Annotated in this window: 16 protein-coding genes and 1 pseudogene; 5 read left to right on the forward strand and 12 right to left on the reverse strand. The window is 64.5% G+C overall.

Annotated elements, in window-relative coordinates; genetic code table 11:
* Nucleotides 1-10: 10 nt before the first annotated feature.
* From ACX80X_RS04080 to ACX80X_RS04115, 8 genes are all read right to left on the reverse strand, one after another.
* Complete coding sequence (locus ACX80X_RS04080) at nucleotides 11-1,477, reverse strand: MFS transporter (protein WP_256473068.1); 1,467 nt, start codon at nucleotides 1,475-1,477, stop codon at nucleotides 11-13.
* An 11-nt stretch (nucleotides 1,478-1,488) separates the two neighbouring features.
* Entirely contained in the window at nucleotides 1,489-3,135 is a 1,647-nt protein-coding gene (locus tag ACX80X_RS04085) for a tripartite tricarboxylate transporter permease (RefSeq protein WP_252614843.1), read from the reverse strand.
* Nucleotides 3,136-3,149: 14 nt separating this feature from the next.
* Complete coding sequence (locus tag ACX80X_RS04090) at nucleotides 3,150-3,662, reverse strand: tripartite tricarboxylate transporter TctB family protein (protein WP_252608229.1); 513 nt, start codon at nucleotides 3,660-3,662, stop codon at nucleotides 3,150-3,152.
* Nucleotides 3,663-3,718: 56 nt separating this feature from the next.
* Nucleotides 3,719-4,690 carry a tripartite tricarboxylate transporter substrate binding protein gene (locus ACX80X_RS04095; protein WP_459311281.1) on the reverse strand — a complete coding sequence of 324 codons (972 nt, stop codon included), beginning with the start codon at nucleotides 4,688-4,690 and terminating at the stop codon, nucleotides 3,719-3,721.
* 108 nt (nucleotides 4,691-4,798) lie between these two features.
* Nucleotides 4,799-5,668 carry an SDR family NAD(P)-dependent oxidoreductase gene (locus ACX80X_RS04100; protein WP_459311283.1) on the reverse strand — a complete coding sequence of 290 codons (870 nt, stop codon included), beginning with the start codon at nucleotides 5,666-5,668 and terminating at the stop codon, nucleotides 4,799-4,801.
* 11 nt (nucleotides 5,669-5,679) lie between these two features.
* The gene (locus ACX80X_RS04105; protein ID WP_252608223.1) at nucleotides 5,680-6,450 is read right to left on the reverse strand and encodes an SDR family NAD(P)-dependent oxidoreductase; all 771 of its coding nucleotides are present in this window, start codon (nucleotides 6,448-6,450) and stop codon (nucleotides 5,680-5,682) included.
* A gap of 64 nt (nucleotides 6,451-6,514) precedes the next feature.
* Nucleotides 6,515-8,029: a flavin-containing monooxygenase gene (locus tag ACX80X_RS04110; protein ID WP_459311285.1), complete on the reverse strand. Its 1,515-nt coding sequence runs from the start codon at nucleotides 8,027-8,029 to the stop codon at nucleotides 6,515-6,517.
* Nucleotides 8,030-8,087: 58 nt separating this feature from the next.
* Nucleotides 8,088-8,930 (reverse strand): alpha/beta fold hydrolase, encoded by an 843-nt coding sequence (locus ACX80X_RS04115; RefSeq protein ID WP_459311287.1) that lies wholly within the window; start codon nucleotides 8,928-8,930, stop codon nucleotides 8,088-8,090.
* A 163-nt stretch (nucleotides 8,931-9,093) separates the two neighbouring features.
* Between ACX80X_RS04115 and ACX80X_RS04120 the strand changes: the two genes are divergently transcribed.
* From ACX80X_RS04120 to ACX80X_RS04135, 4 genes and pseudogenes are all read left to right on the forward strand, one after another.
* Complete coding sequence (locus ACX80X_RS04120; protein WP_252614836.1) at nucleotides 9,094-10,215, forward strand: alcohol dehydrogenase catalytic domain-containing protein; 1,122 nt, start codon at nucleotides 9,094-9,096, stop codon at nucleotides 10,213-10,215.
* 91 nt (nucleotides 10,216-10,306) lie between these two features.
* Complete coding sequence (locus ACX80X_RS04125; protein WP_252608215.1) at nucleotides 10,307-10,960, forward strand: TetR/AcrR family transcriptional regulator; 654 nt, start codon at nucleotides 10,307-10,309, stop codon at nucleotides 10,958-10,960.
* A 335-nt stretch (nucleotides 10,961-11,295) separates the two neighbouring features.
* A pseudogene (locus ACX80X_RS04130) lies at nucleotides 11,296-11,412 on the forward strand (carbohydrate ABC transporter permease); the annotation flags it as partial.
* Nucleotides 11,413-11,450: 38 nt separating this feature from the next.
* The gene (locus tag ACX80X_RS04135) at nucleotides 11,451-12,530 is read left to right on the forward strand and encodes a LacI family DNA-binding transcriptional regulator (protein ID WP_459309666.1); all 1,080 of its coding nucleotides are present in this window, start codon (nucleotides 11,451-11,453) and stop codon (nucleotides 12,528-12,530) included.
* 156 nt (nucleotides 12,531-12,686) lie between these two features.
* On the opposite strand, the gene ACX80X_RS04140 is transcribed toward ACX80X_RS04135, so the two are convergent.
* From ACX80X_RS04140 to ACX80X_RS04155, 4 genes are all read right to left on the reverse strand, one after another.
* Nucleotides 12,687-13,274 carry an adenylate kinase gene (locus tag ACX80X_RS04140; RefSeq protein WP_252599208.1) on the reverse strand — a complete coding sequence of 196 codons (588 nt, stop codon included), beginning with the start codon at nucleotides 13,272-13,274 and terminating at the stop codon, nucleotides 12,687-12,689.
* A gap of 169 nt (nucleotides 13,275-13,443) precedes the next feature.
* Entirely contained in the window at nucleotides 13,444-14,967 is a 1,524-nt protein-coding gene (gene exaC / locus ACX80X_RS04145; protein WP_459311289.1) for an acetaldehyde dehydrogenase ExaC, read from the reverse strand.
* Nucleotides 14,968-15,575: 608 nt separating this feature from the next.
* Nucleotides 15,576-16,028: a nucleoside deaminase gene (locus ACX80X_RS04150; RefSeq protein ID WP_252598946.1), complete on the reverse strand. Its 453-nt coding sequence runs from the start codon at nucleotides 16,026-16,028 to the stop codon at nucleotides 15,576-15,578.
* A gap of 362 nt (nucleotides 16,029-16,390) precedes the next feature.
* The gene (locus ACX80X_RS04155; RefSeq protein ID WP_252598947.1) at nucleotides 16,391-16,774 is read right to left on the reverse strand and encodes a MarR family winged helix-turn-helix transcriptional regulator; all 384 of its coding nucleotides are present in this window, start codon (nucleotides 16,772-16,774) and stop codon (nucleotides 16,391-16,393) included.
* Nucleotides 16,775-16,858: 84 nt separating this feature from the next.
* Here ACX80X_RS04155 and ACX80X_RS04160 point away from each other — a divergent pair, with 84 nt between their 5' ends.
* Entirely contained in the window at nucleotides 16,859-18,382 is a 1,524-nt protein-coding gene (locus ACX80X_RS04160) for an MFS transporter (protein WP_459311291.1), read from the forward strand.
* Nucleotides 18,383-18,385: the final 3 nt, after the last annotated feature.

Genomic DNA, 18,385 nt, shown 5'->3' on the forward strand with positions numbered 1-18,385 from the left:
GCCACTGCCATCACATTGCCGGCGCTGTTTTCCTGCTGCGGTCGATCCGGCCGAAGTTCCCGGTTGATGTGGGGCGTTGCCGGGGCAGGAAGCTTGCCAGTACCGCAGCAGTAAGGGCTGCTGCCGCGGCAATCCAGAAGACGTGTTCGAACGCTCGGAAGGATGGGTGCTCTGTTCCGTCAAGGGTCAGTGTGGTGGAGGCCAGAAGCACGGCTACCGCGGCGCTGCCGACTGTCGTTCCGATGATGCGCAGCACGGCATTGAGCCCGTTCGCAGCGGCGGTAACGGTCATGGGGACGGATCCCATGATCAGGGTCGGCATCGCGGCATAGGCGATCGCGTTGCCGGTGCCGATGACAGCGGCCCCCACCATCACCATCCAGAGCTCCTCGGTCAGGAAGAGACGGCCGGTGTATCCGGCGGCAGAGACTAGGGCGCCGATGATCAGGGCCGTCTTGGCGCCGTAGCGGCGGGTGCCCAGAGCGGACACCGGACTGATGATCATCATGGCCAGCCCGGTGGGAACCATGCAGAGGCCGGCGGCCATCACGCTCAGGCCGAACCCGTACCCGGCCGCCTCGGGCATTTGCAGCTGCTGAGTGGTGGAGAGCAGGTTGGAGTACATCGAGTAACCCACGAGCACCGCCACCATGTTGGTCAGGAGCACAGGCCTCCGGGCGGAGGTTCGCAGGTCGAGCATCGGCTGGCTGATTTTCAGTTCGACCGGGACCCATACTGCCAAGCCGACGACGGCGGTTGCGGCAGCTACCAGCGTTGGTGCACTGGTCCAGCCCCAGGTGCCGCCCTTAGTCAAGGCAAGGAGCGCCGCGGTCAGGGCGATCGAGAGCAGGATGGCGCCTCCGTAGTCGAACCTGCCCGGGGTGCGCACGCCGGATTTCGGCATCACCAACGGCGTCAACGCGATCAGGACGATGCCAGCTGCGGCGGCACTCCAGAAGATGGACTGCCAGCCGAGGAACTCATACAGCACACCGGCCAGCGGAAGGCCCAGAGCGCTCCCGAAACCCAGGGTGGCGCTGATCATCGCGACGGCCGGAGCGAGTCTTGTGCCGGGCAGCTCCTCCCGAAGGATGCTGATGCCCACGGGCACAAGCGCTGCTGCGGATCCCTGGAGCGCCCGGCCTGCGATCATGGCCGGAAAACCCAGATCCAGAGCCGCCAATGCCGAGCCGGCGGTCATCATGATCAGGCAGGCGAGCATGATCCGGCGCTTGCCCACCATGTCTGCCAAACGGCTCAGTACCGGGGTGGCCACCGCGCTGGCCAGCAGGGTGGCCGTGAGGACCCACGAGGCGTCCTCGACGGAGATTCCGAGCAGGCGCGGCAGCTCGGGAAGCAGGGGAACAACCGTGGCCTGCTGGAGGGTCACGGTTGTTCCGCACAGGCAGAGCACCGGCACAAGGAGCCTGCTGACAGCCCTGGGCTTGGATGCTCTGCCTTTCCCGCGAGGAGGCATTCCCGTGGCGATCAGGGTGCGGTGGGGCTGTGTTGCTTGTCGGCATGCTGGGCTGCCGGCGCCCCCTCACCCGTTCCCGGTGGCGCGGCAGGGAACGCTGCCGGCCCACCGCCGTCGGACGTGGCCCGCGGATCTTCCTCCTCCGCCACCGGCGCTTGGGGGGAAGCCTTGGCTCCGGCAAAGCGGTGCCGGAACCCGCTGATGGCTTTGATGACGATGCCGGCGAGGATCAGGCTGAAGATGATCGCCGCGGCCGGATCGGTCACGAAGATGTCCAGGCTGCCGCCGGAAATCAGCATGGACTGGCGGAAGGATTTCTCCAGGATCGGGCCCAGGACGAAGGCCAGCACCAGCGGGCCGGCGTCGAAGCCTGTCTTGGACATGATCCAGCCCAGGACGCCGAAGGCCAGCACAACCCACATGTCAAAGGACGTGTTGTTGATCGAGTAGACGCCGATCAGCACGATCAGCAGGGAAAAGGCGACCAGGATGCCTTGGCGCACGCGCAGCATCTGGATGAAGATGCCCACGAGCGGAATGTTGAGGATGAGCAGCATCAGGTTGCCGATGTACATCGACGCGATGACGCCCCAGAAGAGTCCGGAGTGATCGGTCATCAGCCGCGGTCCCGGCGTGATGCCGTGCATCAGCAGGGCGCCGAAGATCATTGCCAGCACCACGTTGGAGGGAATACCAAGGACCAGCAGGGGAATGAACGCGGTGGTCGAGGAGGCGTTGTTCGCCGTTTCCGGCCCGGCCACTCCTTCGATGGCGCCCTTGCCGAACCGGCTGGGATCCTTCGCCCGCCGCTTCTCCAGCGCGTAGGAGGCCAAGGATGAAATGACACCACCACCACCCGGAAGGATGCCGATGAAGAAACCGAGAACCGAGCCGCGGCCGATGGCACCGGCGGAGTCCTTCATGTCCTTCCGCGTGGGCCAGATGTTCTTGATCTTGGTCTTGATGATCTGGGCTTTTTCGGTCTGTTCCAGGGACCGCAGGAGTTCAGCGACGCCGAACAGGCCCATCGCCACGGCCACGAAGTCCAGGCCGCTCAGCAGCGGCGCCTGACCGAACGTGAAACGCGCCGACCCGTTGACGGGATCCTGCCCGACCGTGGACAGCAGCAGGCCGACGGCGGCCATGCACACGCTCTTGATGGCGGATCCGGTGCCCAGGGACGTGACCAGGAACAGGCCCATGACCATGAGGGCAACAAAGCCGGCCGGACCCATCGACAGGGCGATCTTGCCCAGCGCGGGGGCCAGGAACGTCAGGCCGATGACGGCCACGGTGCCGCCGATGAAAGAACCTATGGCGGAGATGCCGAGGGCGGCACCGGCACGGCCCTGTTTGGTCATCTGGTAGCCATCGAAGGTGGTCACCACCGAGGCTGCCTCGCCCGGCAGGCGCAGCAGTACGGAGGTGATGGTGCCCCCGTACATCGACCCGTAGTAGATGCCCGCCAGCATGATGATCGAAGCGGTCGGATCCATCGTGTAGGTGATGGGCAGCAGCAGGGCAATCGTCGCGGTGGGGCCCAGGCCGGGCAGGACACCGATGGCGGTCCCCACCACCACGCCAATCAGTACGAACAGCAGGTTCACCGGGTCTAAGGCGACCGAGAAGCCTTCACCGAGGTTGCTCAGGATATCCATGTCATTTTCCGTTTCTAGACGAAGGCGTCAAGCGCCAGGTCGGCGGGGAAGGGTACGCCGAGGAGCCGGTCGAAGATGACGTAAAGCACTGCCGGGCCGGCCACAGCGAAAACCGCCGTCCAGCGCCACGACTCCCGGCCGAAAACGCGCAGCCATAGAAGGAGCATCAACACGGCCGGGATGAAGAAGCCGATCAGTTCGAAGAGCACCACGAACGCGGCAAGGCTGGCGATGCCGGCCACTACCGACAGGCTCTTCCGGCCCCAAGCCTCCACCGGCTCATGTCCCGGCCATACGATCAGGGCCGTGGCGCTGAGGACGATGGCCAGCGAGATGACGAACGGCCAGAGGCCCGGTGCCGGATTGTGCAGGGTGCCCAGCTTCAACTGCCATGACCCGGACGCTGCCCCGAGGCCCAGTGCGAGCAGGACGAGCGGAGCGATTCTGCGCTGCCAGCGCAGGGAGCCGGAGTGGGGCCTTTCCGGCTCCCTGATCTCGGCGGCCGCTTCCACGGGAGAAGAAACCATGGGTTCACCCTTCTTCGTGCCGGTCGTCGTTGGCCGGCGGTTGAGTCGTTGTCTTGTTACTTCGCCAGGAGGGGTTCGTAACGGGTGCGCATGTCGGCAAAGACCTGCTGGGTCGCTTCCGCATTTGAGAAGCTGTTAGGCACGAACCGGTCCCCGATCTGCTTGATGACCTCGGCGTCTTTGCTGCAGGTTTCGACGCCGCTTTCGAGCTTGTCGGAAACCTGCTGCGGCAGGCCCTTGGGGGCGAAGAGACCGTAGACCGAAGTCGTCTTGACGTCGTAGCCGGCCTCCTGGGTCGTGGGAGCGTCGGGGAAGGCCTCCGAGCGCGCTTCACCGGCAGCAGCGAGCGGGACGAGGGCGCCGTCCTTCACCTGGGCCTCAACGTCGACGTAGTCGTTGACGAATCCGGCGTCGATGTGGCCGCCCAGCAGGTTGGTGATGAGTTCGGCGCTGCCGGAGGTGGGAACCAGGGCGAACTCGATGCCGCTCTCCTTCTGCACGCGCTTGAGTTCAGTGGCCAGCGAGCTGGTTGCCCCGGGGACACCGATGGAGATCTTCCCCGGGTTCGCCTTGGCGGCGTCAAACAACTCCTGCAGGGTCTTGTACGAAGAGTCCTTTGGCACAGCGAACAAGGTGGGGATCGCTGCCATGGTGCCCAGGGCCTGGAAATCGTCCTGGGAGTAGGCCAGGTCGTTGCTCATTGGGTTCAGGACCATAGGCCCGTTGGTGCTGAGGCCTACGGTGTAACCGTCGGGCTTGGCGCCGGCCAGCTTTTGCATGGCCACCGCACCTGCTCCGCTGTCAAGGTTCTCCACCACGAAAGTGCCGCCCATCAGCCTTCCAAGGCAGGCCCCGTAGGCACGCGCCGTCGTGTCGGATGGACCTCCCGCGGCATAGGGCATAACGAACGTAATGGACTTGGTCGGGTAGCCCTCGGTCGATGCTTTAGAAGCACCGGAGCAGGCTGTAACGGTAAGGGCAAGGCCGGCGACAGTGACGGCAGCGGAGAACACGCGAGTCTTGTTCAAGGTAACCTCTGATGATTTCGGGCTGAAGTTGAGAGTGCACTCCGCAAGGAGTGCCCTCTCAGTAAACAGGATTGTGACCCCGGGCACAACTGCCGCGGGTGATTTTAATCATTCGTTAAGAGATGCGGACTCAAGCAGGGCGACGCTCAGCGCCGCCCGGGGTTTCATGAAGGCGTCCCACAGCGGCCCGGTTGAGAGCCACCGCAGAGGATCCATCAGGGCCAGGCTGCGCGGGACGAATACCTTGCGCTGGCGCGCGGCCATCGCACCGACGAGCAGGCCGGCGCAGGCGTCTGTGCTGGACACCACGCTGAAGGGCCACGGAAGGGAGCGGCTCTCCCCGGCCCGGCTTCCCGCCCCGGAAATCATGCCGGTGCTCACCCATGCCGGATGCGCGACACCCACGTCAACGCCCTTGTGGGCCAGTTCCAGCCGCAGCGCCCCGCCAAAGGCCTCCACGCCCGCCTTGGAGGCGGCATACGCGTTGGCCCGCGGAACATTCTTCAACGCGGCGGCCGAACTCATGAGCAGGTAATAGCCCCGGTTTGCGGTGACCTCCTCCAGGGTAGCCTTGACGGTCCTGATTACCCCGCCAAGATTGACGTCGACGATCCGCAGCAAGTCCTCGGTGCTGGAAGCGGCCACGGTGGAGGCACTGCCGATGCCGGCGCAGGCAAAGACGATGTCCAGCCGGCCGAAGTGCTCCACTGTCCGTCGGGCTGCGCCCTGCAAGGACACGTGGTCCGTCACATCCGCTGCCGTGGCCAGGTGGCCGTCACCCAGCGTGGAGACAAGCTGGTCCAGGGCTGGCTGGTCGCGGTCAACGAGGGATACGTATGCTCCTGCCGCGGCCAGCCGGTGAGCCGTGGCCACCGCGATACCTCCGGCACCGCCGGTGATCAGTACTACCTTGCCCCGCAGCCTGTCCGGCGCCGGCGACCGGCCAACCCCTCTCCCATCCGCCTTCGGGGGATTCATGGATTGGAATCTCATCCCATGTACGACCCTCCGTTGACGTCAACCGTGACACCCGTGACGAAGCCGTTTTCGACGGCGGCCAGGTACTGTACGGCCTGGGCGACATCACTGGCGAGTCCCAGCCGGCCTACCGGGATGCGGCTGAGATAGTTCCGGTTGACTTCATCGGAGACGCCGGCCGCCATGCCGGCGTCGATCCGCCCCGGGGCGATGGCGTTGACGGTGATGCCGAACGGTGCCAGTTCCCGGGCGAAGGAGCGGGTCAAGCCGAGCAGGCCCGTTTTGGTCGCGGCATAGTGGACCCCGCCGAGCCTGCCGCCGTCCCGTCCTGCCAGGGATGACATATTGACGATCCTGCCGAAACCGGTGTTCTTCATGTGCGGCACCAGCGCCTGGATACCCAGGAACGGTCCCGTGAGGTTCACCGACAGAACGCTCGTCCACTCGTCCAGGGGGACTTCATCACCCGGGATTTTCTGCCCGTCCCGTTTCGGGGAGATGCCGGCATTGTTGACCAGTACCGTAGGGGTTTCCGGGGTGGCCTCCACCGCCTCGGCAATCCGCTTCCAGTCGCCGGGCTCGGTGACATCACAGTGCAGCGTCTGCAGGGATCCGCCCTGCGGATGCAGGTCCGCCTGGAGGCCGGCCAGTGCGGAGTTCGAGGCATCCACGGCGATCACCCGGTCCCCGCTGGCCAGGAATGACTCCACGATGCTGCGGCCGATGCCCCCGGCCGCGCCGGTGACGACGGCTGTTCGTTGGTGCTGCGGGTTGTTACTCATGCTTTCTCCGTTCCTCGTTGAACGGGAGGCGTGCCTCCTTTTAGGCACCCCCCCGGTGGGGCCGTTAGCGCACTCCGGCCAGGGCTTCTTCCGTGGCTTCGTCCAGGGATCCGGCCAGATAGGGTTCAGGGTCAAAGGGTGCGTTGACCTGGCGGAAGGTATAGGCCGGTTCCGGCCACAGGGTGGTCAGCCGCCCGTTGCGGTGGTCCACGTACCAGCTGCTGCAGCCGCCGTCGAGCCATACAGTGCCCTGCGCCAGCTGGTCCACACGATCCATGAAGGCATCCTCCGCTTCCCTGCTCACCTCCAGTGCCGGCACCGCGGCTTGGTCGCGGAAGGTCACCGCGGCCATGATGTAGTCGATTTGGGCCTCGGCGATGTAGACGGCGGAGTTGTGGCCCAGCCCCGTGTTGGGCCCGTTGATGATCCACAGGTTCGGGAAACCGTGCACGGCCGTGGTGGCGTAGGCCTGCATGCCGTTCGCCCAGCGTTCACTGAGCGGCTGGCCGTCGCGGCCAAAGATACGGTAGGCGATGGGCAGATCCGTCGCTTCAAAACCCGTGCAGGCGATGATGACGTCCAGTTCGTGGCTGCCCCCGTCTCCGCCGACTACACGGTTGCCCTCCACACGCGTGACGCCGCCGGTTTCCAGGCGGACGTGGTCCTGCGTGAACGTGGGATAGTAATCGCTGGACTTCAGCACCCGCTTGCAGCCGAACGTATAGTCCGGGGTCAGCTTCCGGCGGAGTTCCGGATCCTCAATCTGCCGGTGCAGATGGTCCAGGGCAACCTGGGCTGCGGCGGAGACCAGCGTCGGGGTGCCCCGGCGCTGGGCGTAGCGCTCCTCGTTGGACCAGAACATCTCCTCCCGCAGTTCCTGCATCACCTCGGGCATCTTGCGGAAAAGACCCTTTTCCTCCTCGGTGTAGGAACGGTCCGGACGCGGAGTCACGTACGGGGCGGAACGCTGGAACACGACGACCTCCCCGGCGATCTTTGCCACCTCGGGCAAAACCTGGATGGCCGTGGCTCCCGAGCCGACGATGCCCACCCGCTTGCCCGCCAGGTCAATCCCGTCATTCCACTGCGCCGAGTGGAACACTTCGCCGGAGAAGTCAGCCAGTCCCTCTATGTCTGGCATCTTCGGTTCGGATAAGTGCCCGACGGCGGTCACCAGGGTTTTGGCTGCAAACTCACCCTTGGGGGTGCTGACTTTCCACAGCGCTTCCGCCTCATCCCACCGGGCATCGGCCAGTTCGGCGCCGAAGACGATCCGTTCAAGGAGGTTCTCTTCCCGGGCGACGCTGCGCAGGTAGTTCAGGATTTCCTCCTGGGGGGCGAACATCCGGGACCACTCAGGGTTGGGTCGGAAGGAAAACGAGTACAGGAGCGACGGCACGTCGCAGGCCGCGCCGGGGTAGTGGTTGTCACGCCAGGTGCCTCCCACGTCCTCCGCCCGTTCAAGAATGATGAATGACCGTTCGCCCTCGCGGGCCAGCTTCGCACCCATGCCGAGGCCTCCGAAGCCGGTGCCCACGATGATGACATCGACCGGCGAACCGGGCGCGGGGTATCCCATAGGGGTACTTTCCACTGTTCCTCCAATGTGTGTGTTGTTGTGTGCTGGTCCCGACGGGCTAGACAAAGAGTGCTTCCCGGATCCCGCCCGCAGGAGCAGCGGCGGGGTCCGTCACGAATTCGTAAATGAGCTGGAACAGCTGGGCCGGTCGCTCCTGCGGGACGGCGTGACCACTGTCGATGACCGCGTAGCGGGCATTGGGAAGGCCTCCGAAGAGGAGCTGGGTCTGCCGGGCCGGCACCATCTGGTCGTGGGCGCCGGCGATGACCAGGGACGGAGCGGTAATCGCTGCAAGCCTGCCACTCAGATCGGCGACGGCGTTGAGCCGCATCTGTCCGGCGATCCCGTCCGGGAAGGTCCGGGCATCAACCAGGGCCCGGATATCGGCCTCGCCCCGGCCGGCCAGGAACGGGTGTCCATAGGCTGTCCAGGTGACGAATTCGCGCAGGAGATCCTGGTCCGACTCGAAAAGCTGCTTCCAGATCCGGTTGCGAAGCCGCTGCTGGGTGTCGGCCCTGACCCAGCCGGCCACCAGGGTCAGGCTTGACACGCTCTCGGGGCGGGAAGCGGCGAGGTCGGCCGCGACCAGGGCTCCCAGGGAGTAGCCGACGACATGTACCGGCTGTGCAGGAGCGCGCTGGTCAATGACAGCGGCGACCTGCGCCGACAATCCACCGAGGGTCAGTTCCCCGTCGGGGCTCTGCAGGTCAAGGGCCAGGACACGGTACCTGGCGGCGAGCATGGGAAAGAGGGTACGGAAATGAGTCTTGGCGCTTCCACCCGTTCCGTGGACCAGGACCACAGTGTCCCGCGAGTCCTCCGGCGCAAGCGTGTCGTGGAAAGGAACCGAGAGGCCCCCGACGTGGACGGCACCCTCGTTTGCATCTGGATGAATCTTCAATTCCAATCCCTTCGAATTTGACTGGCCGGTGCTGATAGCGATGAGGGGATCCGACCGGGTGCAGGAAACGCGCATCGCGCGATATTGAAAGTGCACTCCGTGCGGATTACACTCTCATAAAAGCATAAGAGTGATACGAAGCACAATCCCTGGAAGGGAAACAATGAAGATTACCGGCGCGGTCCTTGAGACCATCGGCTCCCCCCGTCCGTACGCCCAGTCCCGCCCGCTTTCCGTTGCGGAGCTTGACCTTGCCGGGCCAGGGCCCGAGGAAGTCCTGATCCGGATGGAGGCTGCGGGCATCTGCCACTCGGACCTCTCCGTCGTCAACGGCGACCGCCCCCGTCCCCTGCCCATGCTGCTCGGCCACGAGGCCGCCGGTACGGTCGTCAGTGTCGGCGCGGGTGTCGATGACCTCGAACCGGGCCAGCGCGTGGTCACGGTTTTCCTGCCGCGCTGCGAGGAGTGCCCCAACTGCCGCACCGGGGGCAAGCTGCCTTGCAGCGTCGGAACAGAATCCAACGGGGCCGGAACACTGCCCGGCGGATCCATCCGGCTCACGCGCGCCGGCCAGCCGGTCCGTCACCACGTCGGAGTCTCCGGCTTTGCAACCCATGCCGTGCTCAACCGTCGCTCGGTGGTTCCGGTCGGAAGCGACGTGCCGCCGGCGGTCGCTGCACTTCTTGGGTGCGCCGTGCTGACCGGCGGCGGGGCCGTCATCAACGCGGGAAACCCCCAGGAGGGGCAGAACATCATGATCGTCGGCCTTGGAGGCGTCGGCATGGCAGCGCTGCTGACCGCCGTCGCAGTCTCCTCAGCGTGGGCTGAACCCGCCCGGATCATCGGCATCGACGCGAACCCGGAGAAACTGATCACAGCGCGGGAACTGGGGGCAACAGAAACGTACTCGCCTGCCGAGGCCGCGGAACTGGGCATCCGGGCCCACCTCGTCATCGAGGCGGCCGGCCACCCCCGGGCCTTCGAAACCGCGGTACAAGCCACGGCGCCCGGCGGCACCACGGTGACGGTCGGACTGCCGGCTCCGGGAGCGCTGTCATCCATTGAACCGCTGGGGATTACGGCCGAGGCCCGCACCATCGTCGGTTCCTACCTGGGCTCCGCAGTGCCCGCCCGGGATATTCCGGTCTACGCGCAGATGTGGCGCGAAGGAAGGCTGCCCGTCGAAAAGCTGGCCTCGTCGGTGATCACCCTGGACAAGATCAATGAGGCGATGGATGAACTCGCCGATGGAAACGCCATCCGCCAGATCGTGATGTTCAATTGAGTGTTATCGGCACCAGAACTGCAACCCGGCGGCTGCGAACGGCCGTCCGGTACCTAACCGCTGATAGGGGCGTTAATAAAGGATGAAGACGATGACTTCGGAGGCCACCGCCTCTGGTGCTCCCGTCGGGCTGCGTGAGAAGGCCCGGATCGAGCGCTACCAGAACATCCGCGCCGCAGCAGAACAGCTCTTCAACGAGCGGGGCTACGAGCACACCACCACCAAGGAAGTGGCCGAGCTTGCCGGGGTCGGAGAGGCCACCCTCTTCCGCTACGTCAGTAACAAGCACGAGCTGCTGCTGCTGGTTATCGGCGAGCGCATGGATATGACGCTCCAGGCCATCGAGGACGCGGACAAGGAACTTGCCGCCAATACTTCCACCGCGCGGGACTATGTGGAGCGGCTCTACGCCATCTTCCGTGCACGCGCCCGGTTCTACGCAACCGACCCGGAGAACGTCACGAGCTACCTGCACCACGGCTTCAAGGCCGGAAGCCAGCTTGGGGCCCAAAGCATTTCTCAGGGCGACCGGGTTATCGTTCTGATCGCCGCCATCCTCGACAACGCGAGGGACGCAGGGTACCTGAGCGCCGACGTCGACTCCCTGGTCGTTGCGCAGAATTGCAACGGAACCTACATCCACGAAGTTCTGCGCACCCCGGCGCGCGGATTCCGCCCAGAGGATCTCTGGGAAAAACTCCGCGAGCGCCTTCGCGTTCAGATCGAGCCGCTTTTCCGGTTTTGAAAGATCCAGTGCTAATCAGCTGCATGCTAAATCAGGAGCCACGTGCACCTGAGCGCACACGCCCAACTGTTCGCAAAGACGAAGCCTCCAAGCCCGTTCCCGTGCGCAGCTGCTCCCACATGGAGCAATAGGCGCAGCAGATGGAACTTGGGGCAAGCCCTACCTCTGAACAGAGTTAGGCCGAAGTTACGCAGGTTGAGACCCGATCGTCGCCGACGAGGCAGGCTACTGGGACATCGGGGCGGGTCTTGTTGACGTGAGAGTCCGATTTCTCTTGTCTTCCACCCTCGGCTTGGGGATGGCTCTTCGACCACTGTCCAGTTGGGTACACCCAAAACTGGACGGCCACGTTTGCCGCCGTCTGCATCACCATCACGCCCCTGCTGCTGGTCTTCCTCGTGCTGAACAAAGCCATGATCCAAGGCCTGGAGAGCGGTGGGAGTAAGGGATGACAGCAGGAACAGCCGGATATACTCCTCAAGGAGGGCTCATGAATTCGCAGGAGAATAGTTCGGTCACACCGCTGGGTGCGGCTGCACCCCTCGGACGTCCCGGGCGGCCTCAACCCGTCACGCTCCGGCAGGTAGCCGAGGCCGCGGGCGTTTCGACTGCCACCGTCTCCCTGGTAGTGAACAAGAAAAAGACTGCCCGGATATCCGACGAAACCCGCCAGCGCGTGCGGGACACCATCCGGGACCTGGGCTATCGGCCGAATGCCATGGCGCAAACCCTGGTCAGCGGGAGTTCGCGGTTCATCGGGCTCGTAGCCGATGCCATTGCCACCACCCCTTTTGCCGGCCAGATCATCCACGGCGCCCAGGATGAAGCCTGGAAGCACGGCTACGCACTTCTCATCGCCAACACCGAAGGCAACCGCGAGCTGGAGACGGACGCGATTGCCATGATGCTCGAATACAAGGTGCGCGGAATCCTCTACTCCACCTGGTTCCACCGGCCCACGGACATCCCGGCCTCCCTGAAGGAGTCGGACTTCGTCCTCGTCAACTGCTTTTCCACGGAACCAGGCTCCCGGGCCGTGGTCCCGGATGAAATACAGGGCGGCCGTTCAGCCACGGAGATCCTGCTGAAACACGGTCACCGCCGGATCGCCTTCATCAACGCCACCATCCCTGCCCCGGCTAAGGACGGACGACTCCAGGGCTACAGGGAAGCGCTGGAAGCGGAAGGCATCCCGTTCGACGCGGGCCTGGTCTTGGAAGCCTACCCAGACCAGGAAGGCGGGTACGGAGCGACCGAGGAACTCCTCAAGCGCGAAGCCACTGCCGTGTTCTGCTACAACGACCGAATGGCGATGGGACTATACGACGGGCTACGCGAGCACGGGCTCTCCATCCCCGAGGACATAGCAGTGGTGGGATTCGATAACCAGGAAGTCATCGCCGCCCACGTCCGGCCCCCACTTTCCACCGTAGCCCTCCCCCACTACGAACTGGGCGCAGCCGGAGTGCGGATGCTCCTGGGCCTTGAAGAAGGACCGGCCGCTGACCCCACAAAAATCCACTGTCCCGCCGTGGAACGAAACTCGGTGCGGGCTCTGGCCCCCGCATAGCCGCACCCAGGAATTGGCCAGTGCCGCCGCCAGCGAGCGATGACGGCGACGAACCGTGCCTTCGCCCGTACAGCCATGTCGAGCCTGCCGGATTCCAGTGGTGGTTTCCGACAGGCTCGATCACCGCTACTGATCAGCGATGCAGGCGGTTGAGTATTACCGTCCGATGACGCCGGAGACCTCAAGAAGATCTCCGAGCGTGCCCATCACTCTGTCGGTGACCTCGCCGACCCCGCCAATCCCGTCAACCCTGGCGAGGATTCCGCGTCCCGCGTACTTGGCCACCACGGCCTCGGTCTGCCCGTGGTAGAGGTCCAGGCGGTGCCGGATGACGGCTTCCGTGTCGTCGCTCCGGCCCGTTTCCTTGGCACGGCCCAGCAGGCGCGTGACCAGCTCCTCGTCGTCAGCGGTCAGCTGCAGGACAACGTCGAGCTTCTGGTCACCGTTGGCCAGGATTGAGTCAAGATAGTCCACCTGTGCCGTGGTCCGGGGGTAGCCGTCCAGGAGGAAGCCGGCGTCCACGTCATCCTCGCTGAGGCGCGACCTGACCATTTCGTTGGTGACGCTGTCAGGAACGAAATCCCCGTTGTCCATGTACTTTTTCGCCTCCACGCCCAGCGGTGTCTCGCCCTTGACGTTGGCGCGGAAGATGTCGCCGGTGGAGATCGCCACAACGCCGAGGCGTTCGGAGATCTGTTCCGCCTGCGTTCCCTTGCCCGAACCGGGCGGGCCAATAATCAGCATTCTGGTCATTCAGATGTCCCTTCGTGGTGCCGCTTTTTTGTCGGTGGTGCCCTCAAGCAGGGTACGACGGCGGGAGGTCCCGCCGTCGTACCGGGCCTTTTGTGCTGCTACCGGTAGTTATGGTGCAGCGGGCGGTCAGGTGCGGGCGTGCCTGACAAGGGTGCTGCTTCTAGAAGAAGCCGAGCTTGTTCTCTGAGTGGCTTACCAGGAGGTTCTTGGTCTGCTGGTAGTGGTCCAGCATCATGGAGTGGTTTTCACGTCCGATGCCCGAGGACTTGTAGCCGCCGAACGCTGCCCCGGCAGGGTAGGCGTGGTAGTTGTTCACCCACACCCGGCCGGCCTGGATCTCGCGGCCGGCACGGTAGGCCACGTTGCCGTTGCGCGACCAGACGCCGGCGCCAAGGCCGTACAGGGTGTCGTTGGCGATGCTGACTGCGTCCTTGTAGTCGCCGAAGCGTGCAACGGAGACCACCGGGCCGAAAATCTCCTCCTGGAAGATCCGCATCCAGTTGTGCCCCTCAAAAATGGTCGGCTGGACATAGAAACCGCCGGCCAGGTCCCCGTCAAGCTCCGACTGCGCACCGCCGGCCAGGATTTTGGCGCCCTCTTCGAGTCCGATGTCGATGTAGGAGAGGATCTTCTCCATCTGGCCCACGGAGGCCTGGGCACCGATCTGGGTGTTGGTGTCCAGCGGGTTGCCCTGGATGATCTGTTCTGTCCTGGCCACGGCATCAGCCATGAAGGAATCGTAGATACCGTCCTGGACGAGGGCACGGGACGGGCTGCTGCAGACCTCGCCCTGGTTGAAGGCGTAAAGGGTGAAGCCCTCCAGTGCCTTGTCGTAGAACGCGTCGTTGGTGTCCGCGACGTCGTTGAAGAAGATGTTCGGGCTCTTGCCGCCGAGCTCCAGGGTGACCGGGATCAGGTTCTGGCTGGCGTACTGGCTGATCAGGCGCCCGGTGGAGGTCTCGCCGGTGAACGCGATCTTGCGGATCCGGGGGCTGGAGGCCAGCGGCTTTCCCACTTCCGCCCCGAAGCCGTTGACAATATTCAGCAGGCCCGCAGGCAGCAGGTCCGCGATGAGTTCCGCCAGGACCAGGATGGAGGCCGGGGTGTTGGACGCGGGCTTGAGCACCACCGCGTTGCCGGCCGCCAGGGCGGGAGCCATCTTCCAGACGGCCATCAGGATGGGGAAGTTCCACGGGATGATCTGGCCCACGACGCCGAGGGGTTCGTGGAAGTGGTACGCCGTGGTGTCGTCGTCGAGCTGGGACAGCCGGCCTTCCTGGGCGCGGATGGCGGAGGCGAAGTAGCGGAAGTGGTCCGCCGCGAGCGGGATGTCCGCATTCAAGGTTTCGCGGATGGGCTTGCCGTTGTCCCACGACTCGGCGACGGCGAGCATCTCAAGGTTCGCGTCGATCCGGTCGGCGATCTTGTTCAGCACGGCGGCGCGCTCGGTGGCCGAAGCCTTGCCCCACGCCGGTGCGGCCTTGTGCGCGGCATCGAGTGCGAGCTCAACGTCCGCGGCGGCGCCGCGGGCCACCTCGGTGAATTGCTTTCCGTTCACCGGGGAAACGTTCTCGATGTATCGGCCGGTCGTTGGAGCCACCCATTCTCCGCCGATCCAGTTCTCATAGCGGTCCTTGAACTGGACCTTGGATCCTGATTGGCCGGGCTGTACATAAACAGTCATGGTCACTCCTCTGGAAAACAGACGTCTTCGTCCTGGCCCCCATGCTAGAACTTCAAAGGTTGCGACCAGGCTGCGAAGGGTACTGCCAGCTACCGACCTCGGACCGGACGCGTCGTCCCCGTCACTTGACTCGGCGGCCGCGACAACCTTGGCCCGTTCCCTACGGAAAGGCCCGCCAGGGACCTCCGGCGCAGGGCGAGATATCAGGCGTTTCTGCGCTTTTCGCCCTTATGTACATTCCTGCGCATATCCGCGCGGACCTTGCACATTTCCTCTTCGAGGGCTGAGCGCCTTCTACTGGCCCGCCCGAAAACGTCCAGCAGGGGCAGCTCAAGGAACATGTCCGGCGTCGGGACGCCCACCAGCACCACGCGGCCGCGAGGTCGCTTGCATAGAGCGTGTTCATCAAACGCCTGATCACCGTCGCCACCTCCGGTGTCAGGGAGCCCCTGGGGATGAAAGCAGCAGTGCGCGGACTGACACCCGCCTTAGACTTCTCAAATATCAGGCCCACGGACAAGCGCGCGTGCGACGCAGGCTGACATGTCGGTCCTGCCACGCGTGCTGATGGCTGTTATGGCGTAACTTGGCGATGTGCAGCGAGGTCCTTACTCGGCGATGTCCTCCGCCCATAGTTCAGGGTGTTCGTCCTGGAAGGTGCGCATCATCTCGACGCATCGGGCATCATTCAACACCACCACTTCGACGCCGCGTGAGCGGAGAAGTTCGAATTCGCCGGGGAACGTCTCGGCCTCGCCCACCACCACGCGCGGAATCTTGAATTGGATGATAGTCCCGGCACACATGGCACACGGCGCCAGGGTGGTGTAGAGGGTTGTGTCCCGGTAGCTCTTCTGGCGTCCGGCAGCCCGCAGAGCAGACATCTCGCCGTGGGCGATTGGATCGCCATGCTGGACACGCTTGTTGTGGCCGCTGGCAATGACCACCCCGCCTCTGGCCAAGGCAGCACCGATCGGGATGCCGCCCTCTCGGAGGCTCTTTTGTGCAGCCTCGTAGGCAGCCTCGAAGACCGGGTCTGTGGTTCGTTCAGTTTCAGACATGGGTGCAGTCTAAATCGCGCGCGTCGAAGAATTGTTGCTGACCGCTGACATAGGCGGTCAGCGGGCAAACGTCCCGCGAAAGCATGCGGAATCGGATGGTTGACCACGTGGAGCGACGTGAGTACCCTGGGTCAACTATCCATCCTTGCCGTGGAGGCAGCCCAGGAAGGCATCGAGGCAACCGCCGACGACGTCACCTCCAAGCTCCGCAGCCTCCGTCCCGTTCGCAGCTAACCCACGGCCCCGAACTCTCCCTACTTCGCGTGCGGGCCGGCGTCGTACGGCTACAGCGTGTTCACCAGAATCGCAGTCAGTGGGGCCCGGATGAAGAAGATCCCGGCCAGGACGGCAAGGGCTGACGGTTAGTCGTTGCCCAGGTTTTCCCTGAGCAGGGCGCGGTGTTCGATGGCGGCTTCCCGGTGGAGCGCGCGGCCGGCGTCGGTGAGTTCCAGGAACAGCGAGCGCCGGTCATCTTCGCAGGACTGGCGGGAAATGAGTCCGGCTTTGTCGAGCCGGTCCACCACCTTGGACATGGCGCTCTGAGTCATGGGCGTGCGCTCACCGAGTTGCTTCATGCGGCATGCCGCATCGGTACTTTCGGCCACAAGGTCCAGGATTTCAAACTCCGTCAGGCCGATGCTGAACTTCGATTCCAGCGCACGGTCGATCGCGGCCGCGGTGCGGAAGTAGGTGCTCTGGATGCCGCGCCATTGATCAACCAGCTGGCGGTCCTGCGGTGTTGCCATGCAGCGATTCTAGTTCAAGACGAATTAAAAGTCCACGTCATAATATTCCTTGTCATTCAATGACGTGTCATATAAGTTGTAGCCATGACTTCAACTTCCACCCTTGAAAAATCAGCCGGAGGCCGGCTTACAGCTGTGCGCTGGACCCGCGCACAATGGATGCTCCTCCTGGTCCTGTGCACCGTCCTGGCACTCGACGCACTGGACGTATCAATGGTCGGCGTGGCCCTGCCCTCGATCGGCACCGAACTTCATCTCGGAACCGAATCCCTCCAGTGGATCGTCTCCGCCTACGTACTCGGCTACGGAAGCCTGCTCCTGCTGGGCGGTCGCATGGCGGACCTGCTCGGCCGGCGGCGCATCTTCCTGATTGCGCTCAGCGTTTTCGCCGCAGCATCCCTGCTCGGCGGGCTGGTGGATGACCCGGCCCTGCTGATCGCGACCCGCTTCGTCAAGGGCCTGGCCGCCGCATTCACGGCTCCCGCCGCCTTCTCGATCATCACCACCAACTTCGCTGAAGGGCGCGAACGCAACCGTGCCCTATCCATCTTCACCACGTTCGGCGCCAGCGGATTCTCCCTCGGCCTGGTGGTAGGCGGCCTCATGACCGCCCTGAGCTGGCGCTGGACCTTCCTGGTCTCCGTTCCGGTGGCAGTCGCCGTTGTGATCCTTGGCCTGAGGTACATCCCCCGGGACGGAGCCGCAGGCAAGGCCGCAGGCAAGGCCGCAGACGGGGAACCAGAGAGCGGGCATGACGTCTGGGGCGCCATCACGCTCGCGGGCGGCATGCTGGGGCTGGTGTACACACTGGTTTCGGCGCCGGGGAACGGCTGGGGATCTGTGGCAACTATCGCCGGATTCGTGGCTTCCACCGCAGTCCTGGCAGCGTTCGCCGTGATCGAAAACCGCGTCAAACACCCCCTGATCCGGTTCAGCATCCTCAAGGAAGGCTGGGTTGCCCGGGCAAACCTCAGCGCGGTGGGGCTGTTCGGTTCCTACCTGAGTTTCCAGTTCATCCTGACGCTCTACCTGCAGTCCGTGCTGGGATGGAGCCCCCTTGGCATGGCCCTGGCGCTGCTCCCGACCGGCCTGCTGGTTGCCTCGAGCGCACCCTTCGCGGACCGGCTCATCGAGAGATTCGGCGCCCCGAGGCTGATCCTGACGGGACTGGCGTCGTTGACGCTTGGCTACGTCCTGTTCCTTCGCGTAGGGACCTCGCCCAATTATGTGACCGACATTCTGCCGTCCGTCCTGCTGCTGGGCGTCGGTTTCGCGCTGGCCTTCCCGTCCATCAACGTCCAGGCCACCACTGGCATCCGGGATGCCGAGCAAGGCCTGGCCGCAGGCCTGATCCAGACGAGCACCCAGGTCGGCGCCGCCCTGGTGCTGGCCGTCACCACGGCAATGGTGAGCGGTCACGGCAATGCGCCCGAGGCAGGTGCCGCCGTCGATGCGGCCGCGATGCTGGAACAGTACCGGCCGGGCCTGATCCTGAGCGCCGCGGTGGCCGTGGCTGCCCTCCTGATCGCCGCGACGCCCAGTCTATCGCGGGGCCCGAGGCAAGAGCCGGGAGCGGAAAGCGACGGGCGTCCATTGGATCCACAATGAGCC

This window comes from Pseudarthrobacter sp. MDT3-1, from assembly GCF_054510755.1.